This window comes from Zavarzinella sp. (assembly GCA_041399155.1).
Classification (GTDB): domain Bacteria; phylum Planctomycetota; class Planctomycetia; order Gemmatales; family Gemmataceae; genus JAWKTI01.
The window spans coordinates 383,143-403,742 of the sequence record JAWKTI010000002.1 but is presented as its reverse complement, the minus strand read 5'-3'; the positions used below and the strand labels follow the sequence as shown (position 1 = coordinate 403,742).

The 20,600-nt window shown below is 49.7% G+C and carries 15 protein-coding genes; 5 read left to right on the top strand and 10 right to left on the bottom strand.

What is annotated here, in order from left to right:
• The first annotated feature begins 119 nt into the window (after nt 1–119).
• On the top strand, nt 120–1,376 hold the full coding sequence (gene rho, locus R3B84_11760; GenBank protein ID MEZ6141236.1) for a transcription termination factor Rho: 1,257 nt from the start codon (nt 120–122) through the stop codon (nt 1,374–1,376).
• A gap of 26 nt (nt 1,377–1,402) precedes the next feature.
• Here rho and R3B84_11755 read toward each other — a convergent pair whose 3' ends face one another.
• The 6 genes from R3B84_11755 to R3B84_11730 form a co-directional block, all read right to left on the bottom strand.
• A complete protein-coding gene (locus R3B84_11755; GenBank protein MEZ6141235.1) occupies nt 1,403–2,092 on the bottom strand; it encodes a lysophospholipid acyltransferase family protein in 690 nt (229 codons plus the stop codon).
• The gene (gene cmk / locus R3B84_11750) at nt 2,077–2,742 is read right to left on the bottom strand and encodes a (d)CMP kinase (GenBank protein MEZ6141234.1); all 666 of its coding nucleotides are present in this window, start codon (nt 2,740–2,742) and stop codon (nt 2,077–2,079) included. Before cmk ends, R3B84_11755 begins: the two co-directional genes overlap by 16 nt.
• Before the next feature lie 29 nt (nt 2,743–2,771).
• Nucleotides 2,772–3,170: a hypothetical protein gene (locus tag R3B84_11745; protein MEZ6141233.1), complete on the bottom strand. Its 399-nt coding sequence runs from the start codon at nt 3,168–3,170 to the stop codon at nt 2,772–2,774.
• A 39-nt stretch (nt 3,171–3,209) separates the two neighbouring features.
• Nucleotides 3,210–3,740, bottom strand: coding sequence for a hypothetical protein (locus R3B84_11740; GenBank protein MEZ6141232.1), 531 nt, complete (start codon nt 3,738–3,740; stop codon nt 3,210–3,212).
• 599 nt (nt 3,741–4,339) lie between these two features.
• The gene (locus tag R3B84_11735) at nt 4,340–5,644 is read right to left on the bottom strand and encodes a replication-associated recombination protein A (GenBank protein ID MEZ6141231.1); all 1,305 of its coding nucleotides are present in this window, start codon (nt 5,642–5,644) and stop codon (nt 4,340–4,342) included.
• A 93-nt stretch (nt 5,645–5,737) separates the two neighbouring features.
• Entirely contained in the window at nt 5,738–7,045 is a 1,308-nt protein-coding gene (locus R3B84_11730) for a DUF1080 domain-containing protein (GenBank protein MEZ6141230.1), read from the bottom strand.
• A gap of 164 nt (nt 7,046–7,209) precedes the next feature.
• Between R3B84_11730 and R3B84_11725 the strand changes: the two genes are divergently transcribed.
• On the top strand, nt 7,210–8,325 hold the full coding sequence (locus tag R3B84_11725) for a sialidase family protein (GenBank protein ID MEZ6141229.1): 1,116 nt from the start codon (nt 7,210–7,212) through the stop codon (nt 8,323–8,325).
• A 161-nt stretch (nt 8,326–8,486) separates the two neighbouring features.
• Nucleotides 8,487–9,581 carry a PQQ-binding-like beta-propeller repeat protein gene (locus R3B84_11720; protein MEZ6141228.1) on the top strand — a complete coding sequence of 365 codons (1,095 nt, stop codon included), beginning with the start codon at nt 8,487–8,489 and terminating at the stop codon, nt 9,579–9,581.
• Between the two features lie 48 nt (nt 9,582–9,629).
• Here the strand turns inward: R3B84_11720 and R3B84_11715 are convergent, their stop codons facing one another.
• From R3B84_11715 to R3B84_11705, 3 genes are all read right to left on the bottom strand, one after another.
• On the bottom strand, nt 9,630–13,526 hold the full coding sequence (locus R3B84_11715; GenBank protein MEZ6141227.1) for a protein kinase: 3,897 nt from the start codon (nt 13,524–13,526) through the stop codon (nt 9,630–9,632).
• A gap of 184 nt (nt 13,527–13,710) precedes the next feature.
• Nucleotides 13,711–16,746, bottom strand: a complete 3,036-nt coding sequence (locus R3B84_11710; protein ID MEZ6141226.1) for a serine/threonine-protein kinase — start codon at nt 16,744–16,746, stop codon at nt 13,711–13,713.
• A 15-nt stretch (nt 16,747–16,761) separates the two neighbouring features.
• Nucleotides 16,762–17,397, bottom strand: a complete 636-nt coding sequence (locus R3B84_11705; protein MEZ6141225.1) for a sigma-70 family RNA polymerase sigma factor — start codon at nt 17,395–17,397, stop codon at nt 16,762–16,764.
• A gap of 217 nt (nt 17,398–17,614) precedes the next feature.
• Between R3B84_11705 and R3B84_11700 the strand changes: the two genes are divergently transcribed.
• Nucleotides 17,615–18,973, top strand: coding sequence for a hypothetical protein (locus R3B84_11700; GenBank protein ID MEZ6141224.1), 1,359 nt, complete (start codon nt 17,615–17,617; stop codon nt 18,971–18,973).
• 79 nt (nt 18,974–19,052) lie between these two features.
• Here R3B84_11700 and R3B84_11695 read toward each other — a convergent pair whose 3' ends face one another.
• The gene (locus R3B84_11695) at nt 19,053–19,874 is read right to left on the bottom strand and encodes a 3'-5' exonuclease (GenBank protein MEZ6141223.1); all 822 of its coding nucleotides are present in this window, start codon (nt 19,872–19,874) and stop codon (nt 19,053–19,055) included.
• 165 nt (nt 19,875–20,039) lie between these two features.
• Here R3B84_11695 and R3B84_11690 point away from each other — a divergent pair, with 165 nt between their 5' ends.
• Nucleotides 20,040–20,483: a Dps family protein gene (locus R3B84_11690; GenBank protein ID MEZ6141222.1), complete on the top strand. Its 444-nt coding sequence runs from the start codon at nt 20,040–20,042 to the stop codon at nt 20,481–20,483.
• The last annotated feature ends 117 nt before the right edge of the window (nt 20,484–20,600 follow it).

Below are 20,600 nucleotides of genomic sequence, written 5' to 3'. Positions count from 1 at the left end.
GTCGTACACCCATGAGTGGGGATCGTATTATTCGCCGTCCACCAACCAGTAGCCCCATGTCGATGCATTCCAACCCTGTACCCAGTGGTGATCCCACAGCCACGGGTGCGGGCAGTGGGATGAAACTCGACGACCTGTACCGCCTGCCCATGCAAAAACTGTTTGCACAGGCAGAAGCCGAAGGGATTGGCGAACATTCTGGTATGAACCGTGCACAACTGATCGTGGCGATTGTCCGTCGTCAGATCGAACGTGGCGAAGTGGTTCGTGGTTCTGGTACCCTGGAAGTCCTGACCGATGGTTACGGCTTCCTGCGTAGCCAGGCTCACAGCTATCTGGCATCACCGGAAGATATTTACGTATCTCCCAGCCAGATCCGTCGTATGGGCCTGAAAACCGGTCTTGTGGTGGAAGGGCCGATTCGCTTACCCGTGGAAGGCCAGGACAACTTTGCTTTGATGCAGGTTGAACTCGTCAACAACGAATCTCCCGAGCAATCGAACAACATCACCAACTTCGAAGACCTGACACCGCTTCACCCCGATGCACGGTTTATTCTGGAAACCACGCCGGAAGAATATTCCGGTCGCGTGGTCGACCTGACGACACCGATTGGAAAGGGACAGCGGGGTCTGATCGTTTCTCCCCCACGTGCGGGTAAAACAGTTCTGCTGCAACGGATGGCATTATCCATCCTGAAGAACCACCCCGATTGCTATGTCATCATCCTGCTGATCGATGAACGACCAGAAGAAGTGACGGACATGCAACGCGTGGTGGTGGGCAAAAACGTCGAAGTGGTTGCCAGCACCTTTGATGAACCTTCCGATCAACATATCCGCGTCAGCGAAATCGTGCTTGAAAAAGCGAAACGATTAGTGGAACGTAAAAAGGATGTGGTAATTCTGATGGATTCCATCACGCGTCTGGCACGTGCTTACAATACCGAAGCACCTGGGGGCGGGAAACTGCTCTCTGGTGGTCTCGATTCCAACGCCATGCAGAAACCCAAACGCTTCTTCGGTGCAGCACGTAACGTGGAAGAAGGTGGTTCGCTGACGATTATTGCTACCGCACTGATCGATACTGGCAGCCGCATGGACGATGTGATCTTTGAAGAGTTCAAAGGTACCGGTAACATGGAAGTCCACCTCGATCGCCGTCTGGTCGACAAACGGATCTGGCCTGCAATCGATGTTACACGCTCTGGAACTCGTAAAGAAGAATTGTTGGTGCACCCGGAAGAACTCGAACGCAGCCGTCTGTTGCGTCGGGTACTTTCAGATATGAGCCCCACTGAAGCGATGGAAATGTTGCTGAGCCGCCTGAAACGCAACAAGACCAATGCCGAGTTTCTGCTTGGGATGAATCTGTAATTTAATCATTAAGAAACCTTAATGATCTATTCCTGTTCCAGAAACTGTTTCTGCACACCTAGTTGCAGCATCTTTGCCCGTTCGAACTGTTCCACCATTTTTTTGTGAAGAAAATCTAATAATTCCTCGCGGCCCATATGTTCTATTTCGTGGGGATAGATTGCCTTCCCGTAGCACACCGCAATCCGTGCTGAGCACCACGGTAAAAAAATCGGTGCCAGGCGGGGGATTTTCATAAACCTGTTCAGTGCGTAATAGGCACCTGCAATACCCACCGGTACAATTGGGGCCTTAGATCGCCGCAAAATTAATGAAATTCCAGGCTTAATTGGGTGAACTTCCCCATCGTGGGTGCGTTCGCCTTCCGGAAACATCAGAATGGCACAATTTTTGTCCAGTTTATCCAGCACAATCTGGATACCTTCTTTTGAAAACCCTTTATGATCGATCGGAATGGCATCCAGGCTTTCGATAAACGCCTTAAAGCGCGGGTTCCGAAACAGGGTGCGGCGTGCAAGATAACTGAGGTAGCGATTCGCCCCCAGGCCCACCAGAGGGGGATCCATAAACGACTGGTGGTTCGACAGCAGCATCACCGGACCAGTCCGTGGGATATTTGCAGTACCTGCGACACGCAGACCGTGCATGATGCTGGCCCAGCCAGTACAGGCAAAATAGGCAAAATCGTACCAACGACGTGCTATCCAAGGCAACATGCACGCACTTCCTTCAATAGTAGGTTCAGTAATTCGGTTTCGCTGTAATGATCGGTGCAAATAACCGTTGCCCCACGTGGGCGTACCAGTGGGCCAGCGCTACGGGTCATATCGCGGCAGTCGCGTTCAATGAATTCGAGACGCAATTGCTCGAAATCGGCTGTTCTTCCATCCAGCTTTAGTTTTTGGAGTCGTCGTTCTGCACGCACTTCGGCAGTGGCGATAATGTAAAATTTTAGTGCAGCGTTTGGAAATACCACCGTACCCTGATCTCGACCATCGGAAACCAGGTTCTGCTGCTGTCCAATTTGTTGTTGAATGTTCACCAGAAAGGTGCGGACGTATGGAAACACGGCAATTTTGCTTGCTTCGGTACCGTACGCATCCAGGGTTTCCGTTTCATCAGTGCCATTCAGGATGATTCGGTCACCCACTTGGGCCAGCGTGGTGGTCTGCAGCAGGTCAGTCACCTGATCCTGCTGGTCGTAAGCAATATTGCCCCGTTGACAAGCCAACGCTACCGCACGATACATGGCACCCGTATTGAGATAGGTGACGCCAAGTTCTGCCGCAAGTGCCTTGGCAACGGTGCTTTTGCCAGAACCGGCGGGCCCATCGATCGTGATTGTCCAAGGTTCTGGTGCCTTCATCAAAGTATCCGCATGACAATGCAGTTTTTTTACAGAAGTGGGGCCAGACGGAACCAGCAATACAAAAAGATTCCCACTGGGAAACCAAAAAGGATCAGGCAGACGAGGTTTCGCACCAACAGCGGTTTGCGGGTGGGTAAATTGGTCGCAACTGCTTGCTGGTAGGCATCTTCCGCTTTTCCAAGCAGAAACCAGGCAAACAGAATGAAGATCAGAAATGCCAACCCCACCTGAATCAGGTGTGTGGTGCACCAGTGAGACAATTTCCACATCCAATTAATGGATTGATCGATTGGCTGCCCTTCTTTGATGAAAAATTTCTCATAAGCTGGAATGATGATCACAAATTCAACCAGCAGAATCGCCCAGACGGCAAAATTACTGAGTAGCAGGCCCCACCTGCGGGCACGGGAACGTGGTGTGATCATTAGACTGAACTGCCTGTTTGGTAAGCAGTTACGAATGGCTTAGTCGACGGGATAGATGCGGACCGTTTTGATTTCATCGACACTGATCTGACGCACCTGAGGGCGGCGTTGAACTTGCAGCACTTGATAGCTGAATTCGCCCGCAGCTACAGGAATCACTCGTTCTTCACCGGGTAGCAGGCGATAGGCAACGCCATTCACCAGCACCGATTGCTCTTCTACAAAATCGTTGATCAGGCGAAAACGCCCCATGCCTTTTGTTGCGGTGTTATCCGGACGTAACGATGTCGATTTCTTAGCTGCCTTCAATGATTCCACCGATTCTGTCAGCATTTTGATATCGTTTTCAAGCTTAATTAAGCGACGGCGATTATCATCGATACTTGTTTCCAGAACAGGGATTTTCTGCAATTCTGCCTGCAATTTTTTAAGTTCTGTGGTGGCTTGGTTCAAACTGTCCACAGCTTTTTGCAAGTCTGCCGTGGTGGGTTCTGCACCCATGGTTGACGTGGATATTGCCAGCAGGCAGGCAGAAGCAAATAGCCACTGCCGATATTGTGTTCGAATCATCGTTACTCCTGGATGTATGTGCGTGTAGTATAGTTCCTGTTGGGCAATCTGTGCGGATTATTCCCAATATCTTCAGGCTAAACGCTTTTTTCGTCGTGGCAAGCACAATTTTTCGCAGTTCGTGTGCGAAAATAGACCAAATGTAGCGACTTTAACGATTACGCAAACCTGCGATCCTGGTCAGGGCATTACGTGCTTCACTTGCGATTCACGTTGTTGAGATAGTTAAGGAACGCTTTCAATGGCATCTTTGCATGGACATGATGCCATTGTGAAGTTGATCAGGAATTCATGAGAAAGTGATGAATTTTGCGGAATCCCAACTGCAAAACAGTGGGGGTGATCGCTATTTTGCAAGAATTCACAAAAAAGTTTTGATGAATGTAAGTTACTTCAGGATATAGTCTTGTGACAAATGATTCTTGGTGTGTTCAGTCGTTTTGCAAGAAAAATTGTATTTTTTTACAGGCACGTGGATATATTATATATGCATGAAAATAATTTCATGCTCAATTGTTGTCGCGAATCGGTAACAATGAACAAACTTATTCAGGAGAAAATGCGCCATGAATTTCAAAACTGATTAAATCCGCTCATCATTATGGGTTGTCGTTCTGTTCAATTGTTGAGGGTGGTGAATCCTGAGTGCCACCAGTTTGCTTGTACAGCTGGGGAAACAGTCGCTGCAGAGTGGCTAGCATTTCTGCTTCTTTGCCGCGATCTGTTGGTTCGTAATAGCACCGTTCGACACCAAGGTATTCCTGCTGCACAAAGCCCCCGGAAAAATCGTGGGCATACTGATAATCCACACCGTGCTCAAACGTTTTTGCACCCGCGTAGTGGGCGTCTTTCAAATGCTTTGGTACGGGGATAGTCTGTCCATCGCGGGCATCTTTTCGCGCCTGCATGATGGCCAGTGTCACTCGGTTTGATTTTGGGGCACAGGCGATGTAGGCCACCGCCTGGGCTAATGCCAATTGACATTCCGGCAGCCCGACCGCCTCAACCGATTGCCAGGCACCGTGGGCCACGAGTAGAGCCATTGGATCGGCGTTGCCAACATCTTCGGACGCACAGATGACGATCCGGCGGGCAATAAATCGAGGATCTTCGCCAGCTTCCAGCATTCGTGCCAGCCAGTACATCGCTGCGTTGGGATCGCTGCCACGCATGCTTTTGATGAAGGCACTGGCCAGGTCGTAGTGCGTATCCCCCGTGGGGTCGAAGCCGATCAGCTTTCGCTGGATGCTCTCCTGGGCCACTTCCAGTGTAATGTGGATTGGCTCTTCCAGCGAAGATCGGACACCGATTTCCAATGCGGTCAATGCTCGACGCGCGTCGCCATCGGCCATTGTTGCCAGGAACTCCAGTGCATCGGGATCAAGCTGAATCTGAAGTTCACCGAACCCACGCTCGGTATCTTTCAGTGCACGCTGAATCAATCGTTTGATATGTTCTTTGCTGAGCGGCTCAAACGTGAAAATCTGACTGCGGCTCAGCAAGGGAGTATTGATTGAGAAGAATGGATTTTCTGTGGTAGCACCGATCAGAATAACCACCCCATCTTCAACATCTGGCAACAGAATATCCTGCTGTGCCTTGTTGAAGCGATGGATTTCGTCAAGAAACAGGATGGTCCGTTCGCCATGCAGGTCCAGGCGTTGGCGGGCATGTTCCAGTACCTCACGTACTTCTTTGCTGCCCGCAGAAACCGCATTCATTGGCTGAAAATGGCTTTTTGAATGATGGGCAATAACCTGCGCCAGAGCAGTTTTGCCCGTGCCAGCCGGGCCATAGAAAACAAGGGAGTTCAGGCGATCTGCCAGCAGCATCCGACGCAGCAGTTTGCCTTCACCAATGAAGTGCTCCTGCCCCACAAATTCATCCAGGGTGCGTGGTCGCATCCTGGCCGCCAGAGGCTTGGCACTGGCACGGTTGGTAGAACGGAGATCGCTGAACAGGTCGATAGTGCCACCTGAAAAGACAGCAAAAGGAGATTAATCTTTCAGTGGTTTGATTTTGATATTGCGGAATTCAACTGGATCACTGTGCCCACAGAACCCAAAAAATCCTGTCGTACGGTCTTTGCCAGGGTGTGGGCGTTTCCCCATGTATTCTGTGACTTTGGAAAGATCAGCATTCAGAATCCGCGTGCCGTTCAGTTCCACTTGAATGGTGGGGCCTTTCACGGTGACCACCTGATAGTTCCACTCCCCCACGGGACGGTGGTAACCACGTGCTGCGGCAACCATGCCATATGCAGAACCGTGCGCCTGGCGAGGATCGATGCCTTTGTAGTCATCGTCCAGCACCTGTAGTTCACACATGCCAATGTAGGCACCGTCGCCGGAACCACCTGGGTAACGAATGGCCAGGCCGTTGTTGCCATTCTTGGGCAATTTGAATTCCAGTTGTACCTGGAAATCTGCGTACTCTTCTTTGGTGTAGAGTACGCCGCCTTTGCCTTTCTGGCAGCGAACGGCACCGTCAACTACTTCGTAGTTCGCGGTGGCACCCTGCCAGCCAGTGAAGTCTTTGCCATTGAAGATCTCTGTGAAGCCGGATGCATTCTTTTCAGCGAGCATTTTGTTGGCTTCTTCGCCACCGATTTCGCGAATGAAGATATTCCGCCAGCGAATCTCCCCACCGTGGGTCTGCAGCAGAATTTTGCCTTTTCGAGCCAACGGAATGGCACGGTTCCAGTAGTTTTCCATGCGGGCATGATCCACCACCAATTTACCGTTCAGGTAAATCGTGGTGCGTTCACCCACCTGAATAATGCGGAAGGAGTTCCACTCGCCAAATGGCTTGTCGGCCAGCACCAATGGGTCTTTGCCAGGTGTTTTCGCACTGTTATTCCACAGCCCACCACTGCCTTTGTCTGCACCGATGTTGAATTTACCCTTATCTGTGTAATCCCAGATCTGCACTTGAGGAGTGTTGCGGAGGTAAATGCCAGAGTCGGCTTTTGCAACGGTTTTATAATCGATCAGCAATTCGTAATCGCCATATTCTTTGGCAGTTGCCAGATAGGCACCTTTACCATCGTTGACCAGTTCACCATTCTGAACCGACCAGTGTGCCTTGGCATCCGCAGTAAAGTCCTCAACCATTTTGGCCACTGCAGAAGGGTCGGCTTTGGCAATATCGTAAGGGTTGGCACCCTTTGCATGAATTGCCCACCCATGCCAGCCGGTAAGATCTTTGCCATTAAAAAGTGGGGTAAAACCCTTTGGAATGTCGACATCTGCTGCCTGTAACCAGGTGGCACTTGCGAGCAGAAGAATTCCGGAGAGACGTAACATGCGCTGTCCTCGTGATGATGTAAGCTAGAACGACAATTATAATTGAACTGGATCAAAATGCCAGCGAAATCGTTGGATTGTAACTTCCTACCGACATTTGCATCAACGACCGAATAAGCTAATTTCTATCCAAACTTTCATATCTGGTTTTTGAGGGAATGCAGATGGCAGGCAGATTCTATGTGGCAACCCGAAAGGGCTTGTTTACGATCACTAGTGGCATGCAGGGACGTTGGAATATTGAGAACGTATCGTTTGCAGCAGATAACGTAGGCCTGGTGATGTTCGATCCGCGCGACGGCATGCTGTATGTTTCGTTGGAGCATAGTCATTTCGGAACGAAGGTTCATCGGTCGCTGGATGGCGGCAACACCTGGCAGGAAATAGCCACACCGAGCTACCCGCCTAAGCCAGAAGGTGAAGTGGACCTGGATCCCTGGCGACAAACACCGCGTGAATGGAAGCTGGAAAAAATCTGGGCGTTTGCACCTGGGCATTCCAGCCAGCCCAGCACCATATGGTGCGGCACGTTGCCCGGCGGGCTATTTCGTTCTGATGATTCTGGAGCAAGCTGGCAGTTGGTTGAGTCACTCTGGAACCACCCATTACGTAAATCGTGGTCTGGTGGTGGCATGGATCAGCCGGGTATCCATTCTATTTGCCTGAATCCTGCAAATGAATTGGAACTGGCGGTAGCAGTTTCCTGTGGTGGGGTATGGAAAACCAACGATGCCGGTGCAAGCTGGTACTGCGATGGCACGGGCATGTATGCAGAATACATGCCACCCGATAAACGGGAAGATCCCGTGGCACAAGACCCCCACCTGATGGTGCGTTGTGCTGCACAGCCAGATCATTTGTGGGTACAGCACCACAATGGTATCTTTTATTCCCAGGACAATGCCCGTACCTGGGAGGTGCAGGGGTTAGATAAGGTGCCTTCCACGTTCGGGTTTGCCGTGGCAGTGCATCCCACAGATCCAGGCACTGCATGGTTTGTTCCAGGAATCAAAGATGAAAAGCGGATTCCCGTCGATGCAAAATTAGCCGTTACCCGCACCCGCGATGGAGGTAAGAGTTTCGACACATTAACAAGCGGACTGCCTCAGGAACATGCCTATGATGTAGTTTATCGACACGCATTGGCAATTGATGCTGCTGGGCAGGAACTGATGTTTGGCAGCACCACTGGCAATGTTTGGGCAAGTAACAACCAGGGGAATGACTGGCAACCGGTTTGCAGCCCCTTACCACCTGTTTATGCGGTGGTTGCAGGCTAATTTGCCGCCGAATTGTTATTTACTGTAATAATTCACTTTTTACGCAATCATTGTGAGAATTCTCTCACATTCTACTGGTAAAATCCCGCCCACATCACATACGTCTAACCTATGTGCGTGCTTATAATGGTTTAATCAACTGTGCACGTGGGAGACTGGAAATGATATTACGAAATATTACGATACTTGCGGTTTGCGTTTTCGTGCCCACCCTCAGTGCGAAGGCAGACTGGCCACTGGCACGTGGAAATGCCGCACAGACAGCGGTGATTGCAGGCAAAATTCCCGATACTTTGAACGAACTATGGAGGTTCAAAGCTAAAAGTGCTTTTGAAAGCACGCCGGTGATTGCAGAAGGGAAAGTATTTGTCGGCAATTTTGACAAACAATTCTACGCCATCGATCTGAAAACAGGCAAAGAACTTTGGAAAACCGAAATCGGTCTCGTGCGTGCCTCTGCTGCCTACCGCAAAGGGAAGCTTTTTGTGGGGAATCTGGATGGTAAGTTCGTTTGTCTCGACGCGGTTACGGGCAAAGAATTGTGGGCATTTGAGGCTGGGGGCGAAATTTCTGCTGCTGCCAATTTTGCCGGTGAGTACATTTTAATCCCATCCCACGATTCAACGCTGTACTGTCTGGACCAGAACGGCAAAAAAGTGTGGGAATTTCTGACAGAAGGCCCCGTATATGGTGGTGTTGCTGTGGTGGGTGACCGCACCTATCTGGCGGGGTGCGACAGTTTACTGCACACCATCGATACCAAAACTGGAAAAGAGCTGGGTTCCGTCGACCTGAAAGGGCAAACCGGTGCATCCGCGGCCATTGTGGACAAAACGCTTTACGTGGGCACGATGTCGAACCAGGTGCTGGCCGTTGATCTCGAAAAAATGAAAATTCTGTGGGAATTCGAAGCCCCACGCCGGGCACAGGCGTTTTATGCTTCCCCAGCGATTGATGCAGGGACGCTGATTATTGGCAGTCGAGATAAAAACGTCTGGGCACTGGATACCAAAACCGGTAAGCCAAAGTGGTTTTACACCACCGAACATAAGGTGGATGGTTCCGCAATCATTGTGGGAGATCGGGTCGTCGTCGGCTCATTGGATCAGAACTTGTACGTCATTGAACGGGACAGCGGCAAAAAAGTCACTTCACTGGAACTTGATGGGGCTATTCTGGGCTCTCCCGCTTTCTCCGATGGCAAACTGCTGATCACCACCGAAAAGGGCACAGTCTATTGTTTCGGAGCGAAGTAACCCACCACCTAATCGGGGGCTGATCAACGAAACTTCTCTTTCAAATGGTCATCTTGGTGGTTTCGTCGGTGCAATTTCGTGTGGCGTGTAGATCCTTTTTCGTCGCAACAATTCCGATTCTGGTAATTTCTTTGGATGAATAACGATATCGGCCCCATCGGGTATGAAATAGAAATCCTGGGGATTGATGTTCTGTATAAACTTATCTGGCAAATGTTTGAGATTCTCTTGTAACATTTTACCTGTGCTGACATCCCACAGGTAAGATTCTGGGCTATATGACTGGGACCATAATCTGTTGCCATCCTTGCTCCAGATCAAGTGAACAATAATGTTTTCATGCTTAAGGAAATCATGTAATTTTTTTCCCGTCGATACATCCCAGATTCGCACCGAAGTGTCCATCCCACCAGAAGCTAGTTTTCTGGAATCCGGACTCCATGCAAGTGCGTGAATTGCATCTGAGTGGGCAGGTATTTCTCGCACGACTGTTCTGGAGTCTGTATCCCAAATCACGATTCTGCGATCATTTCCTGCTGTAGCGAGCAGTTTGCTATCCGGACTCAACACGACTGCGTTAATACGATCATGATGATTTTTTAATCGGACAGGTAGTGGTGTGTCATTTGGTTCCAGAATAACAGCAATGTCATGGAGATTTCCCAGCAACAGCCGATTACCTTGCGGACTCCACTTCACCACACCCCTGGGACGGTTGTCCCACAATTCGTAAACACGGGTCCACGTTTTCGTGTCCCAGATGATTACTTGTTCTGGGCCAACCGATGCCAACGTTCTACCATCCGGGCTCCAATCCAACGCATGTGGAGCAGTAAAATCTCCCCGCAGGGTAAGTACAGGATTCAGAGTGTTGGGATCACGGATCACCACTTCAGGAAAATCAACGCTGTTGGTTGCAAGATATTTTCCATCAGGAGACCAGCACAGTCCACGGAGATATTCGAAGTGACATTGTTTCGCAATTAATTCTTTTCCGCTACCTGCATCCCAGATAATTACTTTGCCATCAAAATCACCCACACTGATTGCCGTGCTGTCAGGACTCCAGGCGATTTCCACTAAGTTTTGCTCCCCACATCGAAGCTGATGCAATACTTGCAGCGTAGTGCTATCCCGAATCTCCAGATAGTTGCCACAGTTGTTAGCGAACATTTTTCCATTTGGTGCCCAGGCGATTGAATCAATTCCATGGTCCAGATTACTGGCAATAGTAGTGATTTTTTTCCAGGAATCGCAATCCCAGATATCGATCTTGTGATTCCAGCCCACACACAGCAAACGTTTGCCGTCCGGGCTCCAGGCAACCGCCGTAACAGATTCTTCATGACCCGAAAGAGTATGGAGTGTTTTGCCCGTTGCAGAATCGAAAATCCGGACCTGTTCAGTTTTATTATTCGAACATGACGCAATCATCTTTCCGTTCGGGCTCCAGCAGCATGATGAAATCAAGGCATCATCGTGATCTAAGGTTACTGCAAACTGCCCATGTCGTGGATTCCAGATTCGGATCGAAAGATCCGCACTGACAGATGCAAGATATTTTCCAGAATTGCTCCAAGTCAAATTATTGATTCCAGTTTCATGACCACGCAATGGTTCCCGCCACTCGTTGTCCATCATCACAATAATATCAATATCGTTGGAAACACAGGCAAACGATTTGCCATCTGTGTGCCATGTTAGTGCTACAGATGCTCGTGATAATCCTGGCAAATTAATCGATTCTGTTTTTTTGGAACTGATTGCGTTCCAGACAGCAATTGAGTTGCTCCAGGCAATCAATGCACCGACATGTCTACCGTCTGGATGCCATGAGATTGCTGTCAATTCATCGCTATCACTGGTAATCGTAGACTTTTTGCTCCAGTCTGTAGTGGAATACACAGAAATTTGTTTCTCAAAAAAACCATAAGCTGCAAGTAGCGAACCATCTTTATTCCATGTCGCACGGTGCATCGCATAGGGAAAATCGTTGAATCGCTTTACAATCTTGCCGGTTTCACAATCCCAAATGGCAATCGAACGATCACTACTGCTACTGGAGAGGAGTTTGCAATCCGGACTGAATTCAAGAGAATTTACCCAATCACTGTGGGCATTCCAACTTTTCAATACTCCACCATTAAGCAGATTCCAAATAATAATACGGCCATCTGCACCCGCACTCGCCAGTTGTTTCCCATCGCTGCTCCAGGACACTGTTAAAACCAGGTAGTTGTGGTCTGCGAAACGATGAACCAGATTGCCGGTTGCTAATTCCCACACACATACGGTGCAGTCATCACTGGCAGTTGCAATGTAACAATCATCAGGACTCCACGCGACACAATTCACCTTATCTGTATGTCCAAAGAAAGTAATATCGCTTCCTTCCAGTTGTCTTTTGGTGATTCCCCACGCCACCGAGCGGTATTCGGGTTCTACATCCAGCAGTGTTTCTCTGGCGTAGCGGATATTTCCTGCACGATACCCAGACTGAGCATCCTTCAGCCGAAACAGATTCAGATGGTGCCTCATCTGGGCAGCGTTCCGATCTGCACGGTCTGCCTCAAGTACTGCCACGCGTTCGTTTTCTGCTGCAATCAAAGCTTGTGTAACAGATTCCTGACGTGCAAGATTCGCCCTCTTCGTGGCCCGGATCGATTGGACTAAACCAAATGAGGTGCCCAGCACGCCACAAAACAACGTTAAGAATAACGCACTTGCAGCTAATAAAGGTTTTCGGTGCTTCCGGATGAATTTTCGCAAACGATACACCTTTGAAGGTGGGTGAGCCTGTACTGGTTCTCCCGCCAGATAACGCAGGATGTCTGACGCAAAACCGTTGGCAGTTTCGTATCGACGCGTGCGGCTTTTTTCTAACGCCCTCATGACAATCCAATCCAGCTCCGATCGGAGAATGCCCGTTAACTTTTTTGGCTCGGTGCTACGATTGGCGCTGATGCTGGGAAGTGCATCGGCAGTGCTTAATCTTGTGCTTGGCAGTGGGGGATCCTCTTCGCGAACAACACGAAGAATTTCCAATATGCCTTTTCTTTTCAGTTCTTCATCAGTGAATGGCGGATTACCTGTTAATAATTCGTAAAGCAATACTCCCAATGCGTAAATATCGGATCGGGTGTCGATATCCAGATTGTTAAAAGTGGCCTGTTCAGGACTCATGTATTGTGGGGTTCCCACCACACCACCGAAACTCGTTTCAATGGTCATCTCTGTCAGCGATGATCCCGTGGCTTTGGCAATCCCAAAATCGATGACTTTCACGACTGGTTTGTCATCATACAGGGCAACCAGCACGTTCGAAGGCTTGATATCGCGGTGAATAATCCCTTTGTGGTGGGCATGCTGAATTGCCTGACAGGCTTGTATGAACAGTTCGAGCCGCTGATGGGGCGTTAATTTTCTCTGGTCGCAATATTCGGTAATCGGAACGCCCTTCACCAGTTCCATGACAAAATAAGGCCTGTTCTCGTGCAGTCCGCCATCCAGTACTTTGGCAATATTCGGGTGATCCATCATTGCCAACGCCTGACGTTCCCCTTCAAATCGCAGCATCACCTGGCGTGAATCCATGCCTGGTTTGATCAATTTGATGGCGACCAGACGCTTCAGTGGGGAAATTTGTTTTGCAAGCCAAACGGTTCCCATCCCGCCTTCACCAATCAGTTCTTTCAACTGATATTTTTCATCAATGACGGTTATTTTTGACTCTGATGAGACATGGATGCTGGTAGAAAGTTCGTTCCCTGCGGGTGGGGAGTCTACTGTCTGATCCAACGGCAATTCAGGTTTCAGATGGGCTTGCAGAAGTTCCTGCATGCGGTTGAAAAAGGCAAGATTGCTGCCACATTCCTTACGTAGAAAATCCAGCCGCTGGTTTTCAGGCAAATTCAACGCTGCTTCAAAAAGTGTTTCTTCGGTCATGACCTACCCTCCACCTGATCAGCGAGAAAAATCCCCAGTATCCATCAACAATTTTTTTAAGAAGATCTTCTTGTGAATTATGAGAACCATTTCATCGTATGGGAACTGCAAAACAGGGTGGCTCGCAATATTATGAGATAAAACTCATTTTGTCATTGGAACGTGGGGCCTAAATCTGGACTAACTACTTTTTCGGTGGGGGATTTTTCTTCTCAGTCGGACGGCGGTCGTCTGGACGTTTCCCAAATGGTGACAGTTCTGTTGCTTTGCGAAAGGCAGTTGCCGCACCTTCTTTGTCGCCTGAGGCGATCATTACGGTACCAAGTGTGAAATATTGCCGACTGAGCAACCAGCGATTCGCCTCCTGGGCACTTTCGCTTTCTTTTTCTGCTTTAGCAATTCCGTTTTCCAGAATTGCTTTTGCTTCAGGCCATTTTTTCTGCTTGCTCAGAACCATGACATAAGAATTTTCGATCATTTGCAACCAGAATTGATTTGCCGCTATCGTGGGATTCTGCTCTGTTAATTTTGTTTGAATGGTCAGAGCATCATGGATCATCTTTTCTGCAGCGGTAGTGGATTTATCGGTGCCCAACCGCAACATTCCCACCTTGTTGAGATTTTGGGCATGAAGTGCTGCATATTTGGGCACTCCTGGATAGTTCTGGTACAGTTTCGTGGAAATGTTGAGAGCTTCTGTCAATTGATCCCGCTTGCGATTATCACCACGAAAACCTTCGAATAAGATCTGTGCAGAATCAACGCGGGCCAATGTTTCGCTGAGATCGAACTGATAATCGGAAACATCCGGATGATTTTTTGCCAGTACCTGAAGTAACTCTACTGCTTTTCGCTGGTTATCGTTGGTGCGGGAGCGGAATGATGGCGGCTGCTCTCGATAGCAGCACGCCAGCAGGTGCTGGTAATCCGGTACCGTAGGATATTTTTCCCGCAGGTCTTCCAGCAAAGTAATTGCTTTTTTCAGATAATTATCATCTAACGGCTGTGGGGGCGGTTCTGATGGTTTGCCCCCAGGTCCACGGTCTTTGCCAAATCCCCCACCAAATGGTGGTTTTCTGCCCGGTCCGCCTGGGCCTCCCGGTCCCGGCCCACGTGGGGATCCCATTGGTCCTCCGTGCGGTGGGCCAAAACCAAGAAAGCGTTCGCTGACGGAACTGGAAGTTCGGCCCGGTATGCCACGCTGGGCCAGAAAGAAATAGGTGCGGGCCAACTCAAACAGATATTCTGGCCGTTGGTGGGCATCATCGGCCAATGATACTAGCAATTTTTCCGCTTCAGAGTGGGCTTTCAGCATTGACTCGATTTCTGCCAGAATGCGGTACGTGACACCCAGCTCGTTCCACGTGCGGGCCATTTTCAGTCCCAGGTCTACTTGATGAGGATTTTTAATGAATTCTTCCTCATAAATCTCCAATGCTCGCACATAAGCTGGGACAGCGACCGCTTCTTCGCCCATCCGCTGGCGAATATCACCAATTCGCTGGCTGGCTTCTGCCGATTGAAGTCGAAGCTGGGGGTATTTTGCCCCACGCTGGGCACTGCCTTCATAAAAGACCAGAATTTCTTCCATGAAAGGCACCAGTTCTTTGCTCAAAAACGGTTGTGTGGGCAATGTAATGGTGTCCTCATCGCTGTCATCGAGCAGTAATTCGGTTGAGTTATAGACTCGGTTGGGTGCCAGACGTTCGTAAATCCGATTGAGCACTTCGAACGCATCGCGCGACGATGCTTCTGCCTGATCCCGGAGTTCTCTGGTTTCCTGCAAGGTCCGCTGTAATTGTTGGTTGCTCTTTTCTCTCAGCGCCAGTGCAGATGCCACCTCTTCTTTGGCATTTGCAGTGCGGCGATACGCACCGAACGACACGATTGTGGTGGTTGCCATTAACAACAATGCGGTGGCAATCAGCCCAAACATGACCGGATTTCGTTTGCACCACCTGCGGGCCTGTTCCCACGATGTGGTGCGTCGGGCTAGAATCGTTCGATCATCCAGAAAACGGTCCAGATCCTCTTCCAATGATGCAGAATCTGCGTATCGTTCTTTGGGGTCTAACGCAATCGCCTTCAGGATAATAGTTTCTAAGTCTTTTGGAATTAAAGAGTTACGTTTTCGAGGGCGATCGGGCTGCTTCTGAGTAATCAGCTTCAGCATCTGCTGCGGATTGGTATCCGGAAAGGCCATCTGCTGGGTGGCGAGCTCATACAAAGTAATACCCAGACTGTACACATCACCTTGTGGTGTGGAACTTCCTTGGAATCGTTCTGGCGGCATGTACTTCAATGTGCCAATAATGTCGCCAGTTTCTGTCAGGTTGCTGTCGCTAATGGCTCTCGCCAGCCCAAAATCAGTAATCCAGACATTCAGTTGTGGGTCGAGCATTAAATTGGAAGGCTTGATATCGCGGTGCAAAATCCCTTTACTGTGGGCGTATGCCAGTGCGGAGGCAACCTGTTTTCCCAACTCTGCAACGAACCGAAAGTATTGTGGCGTATTGACTTGCGGAATTTGTGGCAGGTTTGGCACCAATTCTGTGGTCTGATTAACCGCAGTGGAAGCGGAACCCGCCTGCGTTGCAGGTAGCTCGAAATCCGTTGAAGACAGCGAATGCCCTTCCAGTGGGGCGGTAAGCGAAATCTGATCCTGTTTTTGAAAGTTCGTCTGACTGGTGACTTGCCGTGATTGAGCGTGAAATTTTCGCAGAATGTGATCGAGGCCCGTCCCTTCGATTAATTGCATCACATAGAAACAACGACCTTCGCATTCCCCCACGCCATAGACTGGCACGATATTGGTATGGTGCAACTTTGCCGCAGACTGAGCTTCCCGTTGAAAACGGACCTGCAACTTCTTCCGAGATGCCAGGTGGGGAGAAAGGATTTTGATTGCTACACGCCGGCCAAGCGTTTCCTGCTCGGCTTCGTAGACGATTCCCATTCCCCCACGACCGAGTTCGCGAACAATCCGATATTCGCCTAAGCGTTCTAATTGAAAAAAATGCTTCTCTGGTGCCTTCCCACCTGATTCCCGACGTGGTTTGGCCTGTTCCATCATTACCACGGCTGAAAGCATGTCGGGCAAATCTTCCGCAAGTTCAGGATATTTCTGAAGATACGTCTCAATGGCGGGTCGACGACCGGTGCGGAATTCGCGTGCAAATTCTTCTACCACATCATCCAGGCTGGTGCGATCAGTCGTCATGGTTTGGCCTCAACTTTATCCACTCTGGCTTTCATCCTGGATGCGGCGAAAAACATCTTTGAGCTTTTTCAATGCCCGCAGATGGCGTTTGCTGGCCGCATCCGGCGATATTTCTAATACTGCAGCCGTTTCAACATTGGACAATTCTTCGAAATGCCGCAGGGCAAGCACCTCTCGGTCCAGAGGTTCCATTTCGGCGAGAATCTGGTGAAGTTGGGCCGTTAATTCCCGGCGAATCACCGCCTGGCTGGGTGATGTCAGGTGGCCCAGAAAGATATCTGCCATCGATTCTGTGCCTGCCATGTGAGCTTTGGGTTGCTGCTCCATGCGGGCATCGCGCATCTGTGCCCCCAGATGGTGCCGATGCAGCATTTGCAGACGCTGCAAAGTGATAAAACGGATCCAAATGTAAAAATGAACATCTTCTTTGAATTCGCGGATGCGTTGAGCGATTTCCAGAAAGGCTTCCTGAATCACATCGTCAGCATCGAGTCTGCCTTTCAGCCGTGCATCAAGCCGCACCACGATCATACGCCAGAGGCGATCGTGGTAGTGCGTCAACAGCGAATTCAAGGCACCAGCATCGCCTTGTACCGCTAGATGGACGTTTTTTTGCAAAAAATCGTGTTCTGAATCCAGTTTATCGACCATTTGGCACGCGCCTTGCTAGCAATATTTCCGTGAAAACTCGCACGTCGCTGATGACATTGTGGCACCTGGGGTTATTGTACCAAAGATGACGAGTGGGCAGGATATTTGCCACCACTGCAAAAATTAATGAGAAATGAGACTTTGGAAAAATTCAGTCGACAAAATGACGTTATTGCGAGTACTGTAAAGTGTGGTAATTTTTAAGCGGGCAAATCAGATGATTCGCATCAAAATGATGTTCGGTGCTGTTCTGGGGTTGGTTCTTTCAGCCACCACCGTAACGAATGCACAATTTCCTGGTGGGGGTTCGATGGACCCAAACCGGATTTTTGACATGGTTGCACGTGGCTCTGATGTCATTGAAGTAGATAAACTCGATACATTTTCCAAGGGGATGTTCGATCGATTTGCTAGCCGTTTTGGCCTGACAGGAAATGTAATCACCCGCGATCAGTTTACGGGTGCGATGAATAAATTGCAGGACGATCTTAAGTCTGGCAGAATTGATGTCAATACCCTTCGAAATGAAATGCGTGGTGGCATGCCATCCATGGGTGGTGCCCCCGCAGGTGGCGGTGGTTCTGGAATGTCAGATGAACAAATCGAGGGGTTTTTCCGTCGCCGTGACCGCAACGAGGATGGATTGCTTCAAATTGATGAAATGGCCGACTCTTTGAGAGATGAGTTGGATCGTTGGGACGAAAACGACGATCAGATGATTGACATGCGGGAATATCGTGCATATGTTGTCGCACGATTTGGTGGCGGCGAATCTGGTAGTTCCGACCGTACAAGCGAAAGCAGTCGTGACAGCCGCTCCTCTACTTCAAAACCACGCGAACCCGAAAAAAGGATGACAATTATCCGTGCTGATAGTCTGCCAAAAGAAATTCCGGATTGGTTTGCCAGCGCGGATGCCAAAGGAATTAAAGATGGGCAGGTTGCGATGTATGAGTGGAAACAAGCTGGTAAACAGTTTGATGAATTTTTCACTTACGATCTGAATAACGACGGTTTTATTACCGCTGAAGAATACTTACGCTATAAAAATGGCGGCAAACTGCTTGCTTCTGCAGGCACCACGAATGGTGCACCATCTACATTTGGTGCTCCAACAAGTGGTGACCGTCGAGATCGCGGGGATCGTGGAAGCCGAGGTGGTGATCGAGGCAGCGACCGTGGTTCTGAAAGTTCCCGTGGTGGCCCTCCTTCAATGGGTGGTCCACCAGGATCAGGCGGCCCTCCTTCTGGTGGCTTTGGCAGCCGATTCGGTGGTGGTGCCCCTACGATGGGTGGCGCTCCCGGAACGGGTGGCCCACCGTCCGGTGGCTTTGGTAGCCGATTTGGTGGTGGTCCTCCTTCATCGGGTGGCGCTCCCGGATCAGGCGGCCCACCTTCCGGTGGCTTTGGCAGCCGATTCGGTGGTGGTGCCCCCGCGATGGGTGGCGCTCCAGGAACGGGTGGCCCACCTTCCGGTGGCTTTGGTGGTCGCGGTGGTTTTGGCCGTGGTGGATCAAGCGAAGGTGGCGGTCCTCCTTCCGGTGGGGGTTTTGGCCGACGTCGTCCCGGCGGTTGATCCGCAAACATTGCAGTGCAGTTTTCTGTTCCCTGATTTCAGCGTAACCAGTTCATTAATAAATACTTACAACATCTCTTTACTGATCACCTAATGCATCTGCCCAGCATGCCAGGTAATCATTCAGAATGGGATACCTGGACGCTTCCAGGGCAATTTTCGCCCGCGCTTTCTCTACCACCTGTTGCTCATAATCTGGCGTAATGGTTCCCAAAAGGACGCACCGTCGCAAAAAGACAAAGTATGTATCCAGAGTATCACACAGACAATACCCCTGGATCCCTTCGTAATCCGCATCCAGGTACATTTCGTACACATTTTCGCCAGCAATCGACATTTTGCCTGGCTTGCCAATCATTTTTGCCAGCAGGTTCAGCCCACCTGTCAGGCGGGACGCACCATAGTTGGTAATCCAGTCATACAGGTCCAGATCGTCCGTGTTGTAACGTGACCCACGGTTCTGGTAGTAGGATGCGATTGGTAAGCCGAAGCGAAACGCCATCAATTCCATCATCGGCAGATCAAACCCCCGCCCATTGAACGTCACCAGATTGGCTGAGCGATACTTTTTCGTTCGCCCACGCCAGAAAAATTCGGTCAACTGTCTGGTGTTATGTTCGGGGAGCCCCAGCACGTGCATCTCAGCAATTTCAAACACGCGATTCACCAGAATGATCGCCATGCAAATGGGAATCTGCTGGGAGTAAGGCAAAAAGTCCGAACTGGTATACGAAGTTTCGCGTGCCTCTTCCTGTGCACGCTGCACCGCTTCTGCATCGGTCAGATCAGTATCCTGGTACCGGAGATTCTTTATTAAGTTTCCATCGGGTATCGATTCAATATCGAAGACCAGAAATCGAATTTCCTTTTCGGGTGGCAGCTCCTCTCGGTCATCACTCATGGTGGAGTAGTCCTTTCACATATTTAGCCGTTAGACCAGTTTCCGGCACGCTTGTCAATCTTCGTAGGAATTTTCTTCAAGAATATTTCAAGGCGAAATCTGAATCGTCTGGGGGATTCGATGCGTCCAACTTACCGCCCGTTTGAAAAAGTTTAGGAGATCAACATGGCTACTGCCAATCCTGTCGTCGAACCGTTAACGAAGTTACTCGCATCAACTTATACGCTTTATGTGAAGACCCATAACTACCATTGGAATGTGACCGGTCCGATGTTCACCACGTTGCATACACTGTTTGAAACCCAATACACCGAATACGCACTGGCAGTGGATGAAATTGCCGAAAGGATCCGCACGCTGGGTGCCTATGCACCGGGTAGCTTTGCCGAGTTTGGCAAGTTGAGTGTGGTAAAAGAGGAAACGGGTCGCCCGAAAGCCACAGAAATGATCACCACACTCGTGGCAGATCAGGAAGCGGTGGTGCAGGCGGCACGCGATGTGATTGCTTCTGCCGAGAAAGTCCACGATCAGGCTTCAGCCGATCTGGGAACCCGCCGATCGGAAGTGCACCAGAAAAATGCCTGGATGCTCCGCAGCCACCTGGACTAACAGGATAGCTTTTCAGCGCATTGTGGTAAGACATAGTATTACAGAAATATAGTGTAAATTAGTATATTCATTTTCGACTGTTTGTCAAGAGAATTTTTCAAACATTTCGCGTGTAAA

Excerpts from the sequence above, each read along its gene's own strand:
- R3B84_11695 (MEZ6141223.1), bottom strand. The coding sequence starts at position 19,874 with ATGAGTGATGACCGAGAGGAGCTGCCACCCGAAAAGGAAATTCGATTT.
- cmk (MEZ6141234.1), bottom strand. The coding sequence starts at position 2,742 with ATGAAGGCACCAGAACCTTGGACAATCACGATCGATGGGCCCGCCGGT.
- R3B84_11730 (MEZ6141230.1), bottom strand. The coding sequence starts at position 7,045 with ATGTTACGTCTCTCCGGAATTCTTCTGCTCGCAAGTGCCACCTGGTTA.
- R3B84_11745 (MEZ6141233.1), bottom strand. The coding sequence starts at position 3,170 with ATGATCACACCACGTTCCCGTGCCCGCAGGTGGGGCCTGCTACTCAGT.
- rho (MEZ6141236.1), top strand. The coding sequence starts at position 120 with ATGAAACTCGACGACCTGTACCGCCTGCCCATGCAAAAACTGTTTGCA.
- R3B84_11740 (MEZ6141232.1), bottom strand. The coding sequence starts at position 3,740 with ATGATTCGAACACAATATCGGCAGTGGCTATTTGCTTCTGCCTGCCTG.
- R3B84_11700 (MEZ6141224.1), top strand. The coding sequence starts at position 17,615 with ATGATTCGCATCAAAATGATGTTCGGTGCTGTTCTGGGGTTGGTTCTT.
- R3B84_11705 (MEZ6141225.1), bottom strand. The coding sequence starts at position 17,397 with ATGGTCGATAAACTGGATTCAGAACACGATTTTTTGCAAAAAAACGTC.
- R3B84_11690 (MEZ6141222.1), top strand. The coding sequence starts at position 20,040 with ATGGCTACTGCCAATCCTGTCGTCGAACCGTTAACGAAGTTACTCGCA.
- R3B84_11710 (MEZ6141226.1), bottom strand. The coding sequence starts at position 16,746 with ATGACGACTGATCGCACCAGCCTGGATGATGTGGTAGAAGAATTTGCA.
- R3B84_11735 (MEZ6141231.1), bottom strand. The coding sequence starts at position 5,644 with ATGCGACCACGCACCCTGGATGAATTTGTGGGGCAGGAGCACTTCATT.
- R3B84_11715 (MEZ6141227.1), bottom strand. The coding sequence starts at position 13,526 with ATGACCGAAGAAACACTTTTTGAAGCAGCGTTGAATTTGCCTGAAAAC.
- R3B84_11755 (MEZ6141235.1), bottom strand. The coding sequence starts at position 2,092 with ATGTTGCCTTGGATAGCACGTCGTTGGTACGATTTTGCCTATTTTGCC.
- R3B84_11725 (MEZ6141229.1), top strand. The coding sequence starts at position 7,210 with ATGGCAGGCAGATTCTATGTGGCAACCCGAAAGGGCTTGTTTACGATC.
- R3B84_11720 (MEZ6141228.1), top strand. The coding sequence starts at position 8,487 with ATGATATTACGAAATATTACGATACTTGCGGTTTGCGTTTTCGTGCCC.